At 60.4% G+C, this 12572-nt stretch carries 12 protein-coding genes; 3 read left to right on the top strand and 9 right to left on the bottom strand.

Annotated elements, in window-relative coordinates; translation table 11 throughout:
• Together gltA and gltX are read right to left on the bottom strand one after the other, a co-directional pair.
• The coding region (gltA, locus tag VEJ16_05765) for a citrate synthase (GenBank protein HYB09155.1) at positions 1 to 950 on the bottom strand (950 nt) is incomplete at its 3' end.
• A gap of 97 nt (positions 951 to 1047) precedes the next feature.
• The gene (gene gltX / locus VEJ16_05760) at positions 1048 to 2448 is read right to left on the bottom strand and encodes a glutamate--tRNA ligase (GenBank protein ID HYB09154.1); all 1401 of its coding nucleotides are present in this window, start codon (positions 2446 to 2448) and stop codon (positions 1048 to 1050) included.
• A 208-nt stretch (positions 2449 to 2656) separates the two neighbouring features.
• Here gltX and VEJ16_05755 point away from each other — a divergent pair, with 208 nt between their 5' ends.
• On the top strand, positions 2657 to 3394 hold the full coding sequence (locus tag VEJ16_05755) for a DUF1194 domain-containing protein (protein HYB09153.1): 738 nt from the start codon (positions 2657 to 2659) through the stop codon (positions 3392 to 3394).
• Between the two features lie 140 nt (positions 3395 to 3534).
• Positions 3535 to 4353, top strand: a complete 819-nt coding sequence (locus VEJ16_05750; protein ID HYB09152.1) for a response regulator transcription factor — start codon at positions 3535 to 3537, stop codon at positions 4351 to 4353.
• Positions 4354 to 4406: 53 nt separating this feature from the next.
• Here VEJ16_05750 and VEJ16_05745 read toward each other — a convergent pair whose 3' ends face one another.
• The gene (locus VEJ16_05745) at positions 4407 to 4757 is read right to left on the bottom strand and encodes a hypothetical protein (GenBank protein ID HYB09151.1); all 351 of its coding nucleotides are present in this window, start codon (positions 4755 to 4757) and stop codon (positions 4407 to 4409) included.
• Positions 4758 to 4860: 103 nt separating this feature from the next.
• On the bottom strand, positions 4861 to 6666 hold the full coding sequence (locus VEJ16_05740; protein ID HYB09150.1) for a tetratricopeptide repeat protein: 1806 nt from the start codon (positions 6664 to 6666) through the stop codon (positions 4861 to 4863).
• Between the two features lie 128 nt (positions 6667 to 6794).
• Between VEJ16_05740 and VEJ16_05735 the strand changes: the two genes are divergently transcribed.
• Entirely contained in the window at positions 6795 to 7280 is a 486-nt protein-coding gene (locus VEJ16_05735; GenBank protein HYB09149.1) for a GNAT family N-acetyltransferase, read from the top strand.
• Between the two features lie 207 nt (positions 7281 to 7487).
• On the opposite strand, the gene VEJ16_05730 is transcribed toward VEJ16_05735, so the two are convergent.
• The 5 genes from VEJ16_05730 to VEJ16_05710 all read right to left on the bottom strand — a co-directional run.
• Positions 7488 to 8075, bottom strand: a complete 588-nt coding sequence (locus tag VEJ16_05730; GenBank protein ID HYB09148.1) for a hypothetical protein — start codon at positions 8073 to 8075, stop codon at positions 7488 to 7490.
• 29 nt (positions 8076 to 8104) lie between these two features.
• Positions 8105 to 9448, bottom strand: a complete 1344-nt coding sequence (locus VEJ16_05725) for a hypothetical protein (GenBank protein ID HYB09147.1) — start codon at positions 9446 to 9448, stop codon at positions 8105 to 8107.
• A gap of 58 nt (positions 9449 to 9506) precedes the next feature.
• Positions 9507 to 10853 (bottom strand): TfuA-like protein, encoded by a 1347-nt coding sequence (locus VEJ16_05720; GenBank protein HYB09146.1) that lies wholly within the window; start codon positions 10851 to 10853, stop codon positions 9507 to 9509.
• A complete protein-coding gene (locus VEJ16_05715) occupies positions 10850 to 12082 on the bottom strand; it encodes a YcaO-like family protein (protein HYB09145.1) in 1233 nt (410 codons plus the stop codon). The genes VEJ16_05720 and VEJ16_05715 overlap by 4 nt, the downstream gene beginning before the upstream one ends.
• Positions 12083 to 12225: 143 nt before the next feature.
• The coding region (locus tag VEJ16_05710) for a hypothetical protein (protein HYB09144.1) at positions 12226 to 12572 on the bottom strand (347 nt) is incomplete at its 5' end.

Raw genomic sequence — 12572 nt, 5'->3', positions numbered from 1 at the left:
CGATGCCCGAAACCCATGAGGCGGAACGAGTCGTTTTTGTCCTTTGCGCGCTTGATGAACTCGGGGATTCGATCCTTATTGCCGATTTCACGGAGCATGTTGAGGACGGCTTCATTCGCCCCACCGTGAGCCGGTCCCCATAGCGAAGCGATGCCCGCGGCGATACACGCGAAGGGATTGGCCCCGCTCGAGCCCGCAAGCCGCACGGTCGACGTCGATGCGTTTTGCTCGTGGTCGGCGTGGAGGACGAAGATCCGATCCAATGCCTTGGAAAGTATCGGGTTGACCTTGTAGTCCTCGGCCGGCACCGCAAACGTCATATGCAGAAAGTTCTCCGCGTAGTTCAAGTTGTTGCGCGGATACACGAAGGGCTGGCCCATTGCATATTTGTAAGCCATCGCCGCGATGGTGGGCATCTTCGCGATGAGGCGATACGACGCGATCATGCGATGTCTTGGATCGTTGATGTCGGTGCTGTCGTGATAGAAGGCCGACAGCGCGCCTACGACGCCGCACATTACCGCCATCGGATGTGCGTCACGCCGGAATCCCCGAAAGAACAGAATGAGCTGTTCATGCACCATCGTGTGATAGGTAATGTCATGAACGAATTGATTCTTCTGCGCGGCCGTCGGCAACTCGCCGTTCATCAGAAGATACGAGACCTCCATGAAGTCGCTTTTTTCCGCGATCTCCTCGATTGAGTAGACGCGATAAAGGAGCACACCCTGGTCGCCATCGATGAATGTGATTTTCGATTCGCAACTCGCCGTCGAGGTGAACCCTGGATCGTAGGTGAACATGTCCAGCTCGCTGTAGAGCTTGCGGATATCGATCACCTTCGGTCCCACCGTGCCGTCCATGACGGGCAGGCTTATGGACTTGTTGGTCAGCGTGTCCGAGAGTGTCATCGCCTCGGACGGTTTCGTCGCGGGTTTGACCTGGCTCATGGGCATGTCTCTCTTGCTGAAATATGTGGCGGGACCACGTGCTCTCTGCAATGCACAATAGGTCGCTTATGACCGGTTTTCAATGGAGCCTTGTGAATTAAGAGTGCGGAGCGATGTCGTTGATTCTGCCTAAAACTTCGGCAGTTTCCAACGTCTCCATGACTTCGAATATTCCAGGCGAGATCGTGGAGCCCGTCAACGCCGCACGAAGCGGTTGCGCCACATCGCCGAGCTTGACCCCCTCGCTCTCGGCGAAGGCCCGCACGGTGGCTTCCAGCGCTGCTTGGTTCCACTTTTCAAGGGTGGCGAGATGTTGCGCCAGGCGGCCGAGGCGCGCCCGCCCATCGGCGGTCAGAATGGCAGCCGCCTTTGCATCGAGGGGAATCGGGCGGGGGCGTACGTAGAGGGCAGCACTTGCCGCGAGATCGCTCAGCGTGCGTGCGCGCTGTTTGAGGCCGCTCATCCCGCGTAAAAGACGCGCCTCGCCTTCTGGATCGGGCGCTGCGCCAACGATTTTGGCGAGGAAAGGGCGCACGAGCGAGACAAGTCGCGCGTTGTCGGCTTGGCGCAAATAATGAGAATTCAAGCTGTCGAGTTTCGCGAAATCGAAACGAGCCGGCGAGCGACCGACATCCTTGATATCGAACCAGGCGATTGCCTGATCGGTCGAAATAATTTCGTCATCGCCATGCGCCCAACCGAGACGCATCAGGTAATTGCGCATCGCCTCCGGCAGATAGCCCATCTCGATATAGGCTTCGACGCCAAGCGCACCGTGCCGTTTCGAAAGCTTTGCGCCATCGGGTCCATGAATGAGGGGGATATGCGCAAAAACCGGAGCCTCCCAATCCATGCCCCGATAGAGCTGGGTCTGGCGAAACGCGTTCGTCAAATGATCGTCGCCGCGAATCACGTGTGTAACACCCGAGTCATGATCGTCGACGACCACCGACAACATGTACACAGGCGAGCCGTCCGCCCGCAGAAGAACCATATCGTCGAGCTGCTCGTTTCCGACGCGAACCGAACCCTGAACGAGATCGTCGATCACGGTCTCGCCGTCGAGCGGAGCCTTAAGCCTTATGGCCGACGGAACGTTTCCCGGAACGTCCTTTCGATCGCGGCATTTACGGTCGTAGCTTAGCGGCCGACCCTCGGCGCGAGCCTTCTCGCGGCGCTCGGCGAGTTCTTCGGGCGTGCAATAGCAGCGGTAGGCGCGTCCCTTGGCCAGAAGTTCGAGGGCAACCTCAGTGTGTCTTGCGGCACGCGTGGACTGGTAGAGCACGTCGCCGTCCCAACCGAGGTCGAGCCAGCGCAATCCCTGGAGGATTGCAGCTTTGGCCGCATCGGTTGAACGAACACGATCGGTATCCTCGACGCGAAGCAGGAATTTGCCGCCCGTGTGTCGGGCGTAGAGCCAGTTGAAAAGTGCCGTGCGCGCACCGCCGATATGGAGAAAGCCGGTCGGTGAGGGTGCAAAGCGTACGACGACTGACATCGCCCGGAAATTCCCTCGTTATTTGATTCGTCGCGGGTCCCGAAACGAAATCGCGGACGCGCGGAATCGTCTTGGCGGCACCTTTACTATCCTCGCCGCCGGCCAGGGTCAACCCAGGGTAGGTGGGGAGTGAGGGGCCCTTCGCGCATGCACGGAGTGGCGAAGTGCCGTCGGCGGGTGTAATGTGCCTTTGCGGAGAGTGGCGACGATGCGGATTGCGCTCTTTACTGTCCTATTCGCGGCGTCGATGTCGACGACCATTCAGCTTGCGCGCGCCGAGGTGGTCGACCTTCAGCTTATCCTCGCGGCGGACGTCTCAATCAGCGTGGATAACGAGGAATTCCGCTTGCAACGAGAGGGATATGCTTCGGCAATCACCGATCCGCGAGTCCTCGAGGCGATACAGGCAGGTCCCCATCACGCGATTGCCGTAAGTTTCATCGAGTGGTCGGGTCCCAAGGCGCAGCGCGTTGTCGCCGATTGGATGGTGATAGACGACGGTGAAACCGCGACGGTGTTCGCCAATATCCTGCGCAAAGCGCCTCGCTCCTTCGCCGATGCAACGGCGATAGGTTCGGCAATCGACTTCGCCGTGCAGCACTTTGCCCAAAGTGGTTTTGAAGGTGGACGCAGGGTAATCGACGTCTCGGGCGACGGAGACAACAACAGCGGCCGGCCGGTTGAATATTCCCGCGACGACGCCGTAAAGGCCAAGGTCACCATCAACGGGCTTACCATCGTCAACGAACACCCCGCCCCCGGATTCATCGGTCATGTTCAGCCCGTCGGCGGCATCGGCGAATATTATCGCACCCGGGTCATCGGCGGACCTGGGTCATTCGTTCTGTCCATCGACAGCTTCGATAGCTTTGCACAGGCAATCACCAAAAAGCTTGTCGCCGAAATCGCATCCTCTGCCGGAGCGAACACAGTCGCATCCCGTTGACTTCACAAACACTTGTACGGAGTCGAACCCTCCAGGACGCCAGGTGCGATCCATTCTTCGCGCTGTGAAATGGATCACACAACCGCCGCCCTTCATTGCGGGAAAATGGCGGCGGTGCGCAGACGTTGGTGGAGGGAAGCATGTTCACGTCGACGGAATTTGCGGGAACCGGCCGGGTCGACTTGCGCGAACTTCGTCTCGCAGAGCAAGAACGCGAGGGCGCTCCGGCCGCGAGGATCGCCTATCTGCATCCGCCCAAGGCAGAAACGCGCGCGCCCGGACCGCACATTCGAAAGCCGCCCGTCAACGTCTTGCTGATCGATAGCCGTTCCCTCTTCAGAGAGGGGATCAAGATCATGCTGCGGCATAGTAGCTACTCGGTCGCCACAGAGGCCGATAGTGTGGCACTGGCGTTATCAAGAGCGCCTCTTGCGACATCACCGCAGCTTGTAATCTACGGTCTCCATCTTGACGCCATGGAGGGGAGCGAATCGCTCAATGCTCTCCGAAAGGCGTTCCCGGAGAGCCGACTCGTCGTGCAGGCCGATCCTTCAATCGAACCCGCGTTCGTACTCGAGTCCTTCCAGCTCGGCATCGACGCGTGGCTCACCTTGAACGTTTCGTCGGCCGTATTGATCGGTTCGCTCGATTTGGTGATGTCGGGCGAGCGAATTTTTCCGGCGGCGGCGATCTTGGGCCTTGCGGGAAAGGCAATGACCAGTAGGGCCTTCTTGATTGAGGGCGCGAAGAATCCCGAGTCGTTACGCGATGCGCGAATTTTGAGCTGCCTCGCCGCTGGCCATTCGAACAAGATGATCGCACATGAACTCAACGTGACGCACGGCACGGTTAAAGCTTTGCTCAGGGCGCTATTCCAGAAAATCGGGGTCGCTAACCGGACTCAGGCCGCGGTCTGGGCGATCGGCAGAAAGGCAAATGTGAGTCTGAACGGCGCCTGAAGCGAGCGGCTGGCTATGGCGGGTTGCGGGATGCGGTCCCGTTGCCGCCTTTTTCACTTTCCGTCGCTAGGTGTGCAGCCGTGGGGCGCCAAGGCTTCGGGATGTCCGGCAAGCAGATCGCGCACCAGGGCAATGCGATCTTGCTCGCTCGCCTCCTTATCGCGCACGAACACATGGGACGATCCTTTTTGCAGGATGCACGGATCGCGTTGACCGTCGTCCACCGCGGCGCGAAGGTTCTTGTGCTGGCCGATAAAAATGGCCTGCCAATCCTGTCCCTCGCGCCTTGCAAAAATGTACACGCCAAAAAGATTTGGCCGAAGTACGCAGGGGAGGGGAAAAGCGAAAAAATCGAACGCGCGGCCCGTTCCACCGCGCCACGGAACCCTTGTCAGTTTCGGCATGCTCGGCTCGATCGTTTGGCCATCGGCACCCCAATATTCCAAAGCGGTCCGTGCGCGATGAATTCGTTTCTGCGGTCGCGTACAACCGGACACGACCGTCCGTTCAATCGGGCAGGCCCGCCTTGCGCAAAAATCCTATATATCGCTCGAGGACTGCCTGATCGCGATAGGGCGGGCGATGACGCCAGCGTGCAATGGTGAACTCGGGATGGAGCCGCATGACCTCTCGCGCTTGGGCGCGCGCTTCGTCCATCATGCCAAGCTGGGCGTAATTGGCGGCGAGCAGCCGTCTGCCTTCGTTCGGGTTTTGCATCCGCTGGATCGTCGCAATCACGTCGGCCGGGCGTCCCATGGCGTTGTAGGCATCGGCGAGATACCACAGATACCAATCCGGGTAATATGGGTTAAGGCGCATCGCCTTTTCCATGAGTTCGATGGAACGCGTTGGCTGCTCGACATAGACCAACGCATCGGCGTATTCGGCGAGGATGTCGGCGTCATTCGGGTTCAGCGCGATCGCCCGCGCATAGTCGGCAAGCGCTTCGTCATGCCGCTTCTTGTAAAGGTTGGCAAGCCCCAGTGCCGCATAACCCCGAGCATCGAGGTGATCGCGCAGGACTGCGTTGCGCGCCAGTTCCACGGCGGCGTCGAGGGACGCATCGGGATCGGACGACCACGTATAGCGCCAGTCGAGATTATGGGTTCGGGACATCGAGCTGTAAGCACGGCCGTAGTCCGGGGCGATCTCGATCGCTTCCTCGAAGAGACGGCGCGCGTGGGCATTCGCCTCTTTCGTGTAATGCAAGATCAAATGCTGGCCGCGAAGGACCAAGCCGTAGGCACGCATGTCGCTCGGCCGCTGAACGTCTTCGCGGCTCTCGGCGAAATCGATTTGGATGGCCAAGCGTGACGCGACGGCGCTTGTAATCTCGTCCTGAAGATCGAAAACGTCCTCCATTCCGATATCGAATCGGTCGGACCATATGACGCTCTCGGATTCCGCGTCGACCAGTTCGACGGCGATGCGCATTCGCTTGCCGGCGCGACGGAGGCTGCCGCCGAGTAGATAGCGCACGCCCAGACGCCGACCGATCTCGCGCGCCGGACTGGCATTACGGCGAAAAAGGAACGCCGAATGACGCGCAATGACCGTGACGCTACGGAAGCGGCTTAAATTGGCGATGATGTCCTCGACGATACCTTCGCACAAATGGTGATTGGCGGGCTCGGCGGACAGGTTGTCGAGTGCAAGTACGGCGATCGAGGGTTGACGCAACGCGTCGGCCGCCGGTGCGGCCCGGATGTTTTCAGAGTTGCCATGAACCGGCTGGCCCGAGCGTGCGACGGCGAACACCTCAATAGTCTCGGCGATGTTCTTGAGCGTCTGACGCCCGAGCGGGTGGAGGGAAATGTTCGAATGATCGCGTACCGCATCCAGGATGGCGCTGGTCACGAGGATGCCTCCCGGCTCGGCCATGGCCTGGAGCCGGGCCGCCACGTTCACGCAATGACCCTGGACATTGCCGTCGGTTTCGGTGACCTCGCCCAAGTTAAGTCCAATCCGAAAGCGAACTGGCTCGCCGTCCGACCATACGGCCTGATCTCGAAACTCGTTCTGGATGCTGATGGCGTAGCGAAGCGCTTGCTCGGCGCTTTCGAAAAGCGCGAGGATACCGTCGCCGGCGACGTTCTTCACCTGCCCGCCATAATCGGCGATCAAAGACTTGAAGAGCTCGACGGACCGTACGACTTGAGCGGAACTTAGCTCCTCTTCTTCCTCCATATGCCTGCTGTAGTCGGCCATGTCCGCGAACATGACGGCGGCGAGACGCCGCCGACCGGGTGGCGGGGGAGACCGGCCCGTGGCCTTCGATGGCGTTGAAGCGCCAATTGCGCGTTCGCTGGTCATGGCCCATTATTCCATGCGATCCGGACGAGCGGCAACGCGCACATGGGGTTGCCGAGGCGAGCGGAACGCCGTGCTGGAACGGTGCGCGGGCTCAACGTCGGCGATAAGACACGAATCGTGCTGAGTCCATGAACGATATGGCGAGCAAATCGATCAAACCGCCGAAGATATCGCTTCGTCCGGCGCAGGCGGCTGACCATGATTTTGCTGCCGATCTTTATCTTGAGAGCCGCAAGAAGCTCCTCACGGCACTCGGCACTTGGGACGAAGGACGGGTAAAGTCGCGGTTCGATGCGGTATTCAAGCCCGACCAGGCGCAGGTGATTCATTCGGACGGCGCCGACATTGGCTGGATGCAGATCTCGGAAGGCGGGGATGGATTTCATCTTCATCAGCTCTACCTTGTCGGTCGCTACCGCAATCGTGGAATCGGCCGCGCACTGGTCGTAGCGTTGCAGAAACGCGCCCGCAGGATGAGAAAACCGATCGCGCTCAATGTGATCAGGGGCAACCCCGCCTTATCCCTTTACCGTCGGCTTGGCTTTCATATCGTTGGCGAGGATGACGAAAGGCTTCACCTGCGCTGGTTGCCGGAAAAGCCAAAAGGCCGCTGACCCTGACGCGGCGGCATGGGCGTTCACTTGTGGTGCGTTGCCAATCGTTGACACACCGTCCCGTTATAGCGCGGGCGGACGAACGCCGGAAACCGGCTTTCCACGTGTTCGCTTTGCTGGACATCCATGGCCGGCCGTGGCGGGCATAGCCGTGACACGCACGGGTCCCAGCCGTCGAAGTCATGCCGCCGGGCCGCCCCTGAACTTTTAACGTCGGCTCCGTAGATCGGCGCCGCTAATCCGAAGGTCAGCCCCACTGCGCAAATCGGCACCGCTGCGCAAGTCGGCGCCGCTGCGAAGGTCCGCGCCACTCGAAAGGGCCCCACCGCGCGCGGTGGCGTCGAGCAGAATTTGCTCGAAGGTCCCAGCGTCAACGGTCATTCGGAGCGAGAAATCGCCCTTGTCGTACTCCCACACCCTGATGTCTCCATCTGAGGGCTGACTAAACTCCCACTCCCTCGCCATGACACCGGAAGTATCCAGATCGGTGCGCCTGCTGGCATCGGCAGCGGGCGGCCCGATCGTGTTGAATATGGCAGAGTCGCCCCTCAACGGTTGTCCATTGGTATGCACCAAAAAAATAGTGGGTTGAGGCAGATCGTAGTAAGCGCCCTGATAGCTGAAGCTGTAAATGCGGGCGAGAGTCGCGTCCTTGTTCCTAAGCTGCTCCTCAAGGAACCTGTTCGCACCAACTCTCGGCGGTGTGTCCACCACCCGTTCCTTTACGAGCGCTATTTCCGTCACAAGCCGGCCGTACAGCTTGATCCCTGTCGGAGTTAATAGAGTCTCAGCCATGTCCTATCCCCCATTTGATTATGATCGATTCATCGCGCCCCGCGCGCGATGAGCATGCGCTCACGAAATGACATCTTCGGCAGTCGACGGCGCACACCCGGCAAAAGCGTGCGCGCAGAATGTGTGTGGCTCTTCTCATCAGGTGGGGCCAGACGCGGCCCGACCTTGACCATGCCGATTTCCCGCCAATCGAAGCTCTCGGTTATCTCCGCCCGATACCGGCCTCCGCTGAGAGCACGGTCGACCGCGAGCAAGATGTTTCCGACTTCATCGTACGTCAAAAAATGGGGCGACAAGCGCTTCCAGGTTTCCGCAAGTGCGATGCCCAAATAGTCGCGCGCATCGAGAAGTGCCGTGCGAAATCCCTCGCTTTCACCGACATAGGCGGCATCGTACTCGCCCTGGATTGCCGCTGCGTATTCAGGACGGTCGCGCACACGGTCGCTGAGATCCGCGAATGCACGCCGGATCAGCCCACGCTCGACAAGATTTTCCTGGAACATGTCGACAAGGATATCGAAGAGGGCGCCGCTGAGCGGCTGCGACAAATAATGCTCATCCGTCCAACCGCCGACGAATTCGGACATCTTCACGGAATTGCTCGCGAGGCGGATTTGCTCCGTCGGCGAGAGCTCTGCGAAACGGTCGAGCTCGTTATAGCTGAAGAGATTGCCGCGGGTCTCTTCGAGAAGATGCTCGACCAGGGAATTGAAATGTAGGGCGGCAATCATCGCCGTCGTGTCGGCGGCCGCCTCCTGAAAGCCAAAATATTCACCGTCCTCGGTCGCCTTGGTGGGCACGCCGATGGTGCCGTAAATGATCAAATGACCAAGCTCGTGGGCGACCACGTCGAAATTGAGCGAATAGGGAACCGTAACACCGTCGCCGCCATGATGGGCGCCCACCTCCATGAAACCGTAACCCACATGGGCGTTGTTGAAGGCGGGCAACATGACGACCTCGAGGCGATCGAAGTCACGCACGAAGTGCCATTGGATCGGTTGGCCAAAGTAACGTTCCCACACGGCCAATGTGAATCGGATCGTGCCGAAAACATGCGCTTGCTCGAACTCCGGCGTGCCGAAGGGGATATGGTCGAAATGACCGTCCGCATCTGGCATAACCGGTCGGCGGATCGCACCGCGCCAAGGCGGCAGGTCGAAGTGGGGTGTTCCGTACGGGCCAGTAATCATGCCGTAAGGTTGGCGCTTCCCGATTGGATCGATGAGGTAGATACGATCATCCGACGGCCCCGGCCCGATCGAGCCCGGTGGAGTGGCAATATAGACGACATCTGGCAACCGCCCCGGCTGGGCGTAGGGAGGCCGAGGGAATAGCCTGAACCTCGTGCCGCCCGGACCTCGATCGCGCATGGCGCCCCCCGCAAGCGCACGTTCTTCTCGTTGCGTCCAGGTCTTGCGCCGGATTTCTTTAAGACTTCGCTCGCAAATATAGCCATTCGCGGCGAAGCGCACTATCGAAATCTGCCAAATCCGAAAATCCGAGTTCGCTTGCGAATTCCCCTAAATCTTCGGGCATGGGCCGCCTTAATCGATTGGCGAAATACCAAAGCCGAAGCTCCACACTCGGCGGAACCATCACGGCGCCGGTGTCACGCGATGCAAGCGTCGCCTGCTTTTCTTCTGCGCGCGCCGCAAGGCGCTCGTAGGCGCCGTCCAGGCGCAGCTCGTCGAGCAGGTGCGCCTCGATCGTCGTATCTGCAACGCCGAGGACCGCACCGGACGTCGCATAATTTCCCATGAGGCGCTCGAGGCCTGCATTCGTGAGATGATTGCGTTCCATCCATTCATCGAGCTGGTCCCGCGTGTAAAGACCGAGAGCACGGCGCACGCGCGTCAATGCCGCGCGCTTTGCATCAAGCGACGCCTCGATACCCTGGTGCCGCGCCTCGCGCCCGGCGAATGCGCGTAACTGCGCCCGCATCCTCATATCCCGATAAGGTTCCTCGCCTTCAAGGCGCAGCTCCTCGATGACGGCCTCGCGTGGCACGAGTGCCGGAGGATCTCCACCGGCATCGCCACCGTGACGCGCCACGAGCTGGTCCCAAAAGTGCGTCCACTCGAAGCGGAAATTGGCGCAAGGGGCGTCGGCTCCGAATGGTTTCGATTTGGCCGACGGCTTGGCCATGAACGCCAACATCTCGAGCGCGTCATCGCGCTTCTGATCGACAGCTCCGCCGCGCAACCAATCGCGAAATGTTTCGACCTCGATTTTTGGAATGCCGAGATTGTCGGCCTGCGCGAGAACGGTTGGCCAATTCCGTCGAGGAAAGAAAAGCGACTTACCGAAGGTTTCGAGCCTGCCGCGCGACGAGGCGCTCAATATCCCATTCGCCTCGGCCTCAGCGAGTGTCGCGCGAATATTCACCATCGGCTCCGACATTGGCACGAATCCGAGTTCGGCCGGGGCGTGAACGACGGCGACTTCGTCGTCGTCCTCGAGAATGCCGTCGCGAAACGCCTCGAAGATGCGGCCGATGCCGTGCATCCCGAAGCGATGCAGTTCGGCCGCGCGGAGTGCGCCCATGCTCGCGCTGCCGTAAACGCGTATTCCCTGGGACATTGCCCACAAGATCTCCTTGTGCCAGACCGCGGGCGCTCCGCTGAAATAACCGTCGACAATTCCGATTGCGGACGGCTGGCGACGCGCGGCGCGAAATACGTCGCCTTGTGCGACCGGCGGCAGGCAAATCGCGTCGCTAACGGCGGCGATCTCGTGGGGACGAAGCGTTGGGCCAACGAACACAATGTCATTCACGTGCGGCGCGCCTCCATGGCATGCGCGCGTCGCCCCGGGACATAGCCAGCGTGATGATCGGAGCCCTCGAGACCGGGAACAACGACACGGACGACGGATATGCCGTGGGCCGCCTGGGTCAGATCGACAAAGATCGCTTGTCGAATCCCCGCAATCTCGAGGCGGCTTGCGAGCCACGCGATTTCGGCTTCGAAATCGTCGAATTCAAACCGCCCGACGGACATAAAGCTATGCGTCGGTTCGGCGGAACGCATAAGAGTGTGCGCCCGACGATTGCGCATCTCGATCGTCGCGGCCCGGTAGTCGGCATGTTCGATATCCTCACGGGATCCGACGATATAGGTGGTGCGGACCTGCACCGCCTCGGTCAGGGCGCGCAGCAGTGCGACCTCGCGTGTCGGGTGGCATCCGGCACCGTGACCGACATGACCGATCTCACCAGTTCGGTCCACAATCATGCACTGGAAGGCCGGCACCCGGACGTCGGTCGTCGTTTCCCAGGCGGCAACATCCAACTCTGCACCGGTGATTGCATCGATGACTGATTTACAGGCGGCGTCGTCAACGCTGCCAAGATCGAGGCGCCTCCGATCCTGCAACTCGCGGCAACTGGCGTGCCACAGGCTTGTCGCGTCACGCTCGATTACCTCGCAGAGGGCGTGGCTGATCGCCTCCAAGCGATGATTGCCGGAGGCCAGGCCATTTGTGCTCGCCCCGAAAGACCCGCTACCCGGCGGGTCTGGCTGGGTCGAATTCGCGTGCACCATTTCGTAAGGCAGCCAAGTATCCTCGCCGCCGATCAGATCGTGTCCCTCGACCCAAAGCATCGGAAGGTCGTCATGGAAGCGACCTGACGGTGCGCGGGGCAACGCGCCAACATCGGCGAGGGCATAGCTCTTGCGAAGCTCGGCAAAGCTTCCGTAACGCACTGGGAGATCGACATTCTCAGCGTGCCAGGTCTCGATCGCTTCCATGAGACCGGAAGCCTTCGCCGCCGCGAGCTCGAGACCCTTGCCGTGGAATACCGCACTCGAGCGCGCATTGGGCCGGCAAACCATGACCACGGGAATACCGACGCGGTCGAGGCCGGTAAGATTGGCGATGCGCGTAATGCCGAAGGCGTCCATGAGCGGACGCACGCGCGCGATTGTGTCGTCGGGCGCCGAGGTCCGGTGCGTCCCGCGGCGATAGATCTTGATCCCCTTTCGGTCCCCGCCGGAGGTGGGCATGGCATCCCCGCGCCGAAGCGAACCCCCATCGACGATACTACGGCGCTGGCGAAGAGGGAACGACCGCCCGGACGGTCACGGGGCACGGGGCATTTTCGCCTCGCTGAAGCAAGCACGGAGAATGCCCCGAGATACCATTATCTTCAGCCGTCGACCGATCCCGCGTTATCGGGGGCTTGCCACCGCCCATCACCCCACGGGGTGCCAAAGATCAGGCCGATCGCAATCGCCAACGGTATTGCAACTAAACCGCCGGCAGCGCTCGCCACGGCCGCACCAGCAACGCCGCCGGCAAGAGCCCCGCCAATAGTGCCCCGCGCGCCGCCGCCGCTGACCGTTTCAAATTCTGCCTCGCTCAGCTCGCGAATAAGAGGTTCGTTCATGTACCGTTTTTTTCGGAGTTCCAGACAAGCTGTCCATGCCGAAAGGAGCACATCGCTGTTCCTCGGGAGTTCAATGGTTAATATTATAAAATATATCGAATTCTGCT

The sequence above is a fragment of the Alphaproteobacteria bacterium genome (assembly GCA_035625915.1).
Classification (GTDB): domain Bacteria; phylum Pseudomonadota; class Alphaproteobacteria; order JACZXZ01; family JACZXZ01; genus DATDHA01.
This window is presented reverse-complemented; position numbering and strand designations above follow the sequence as displayed.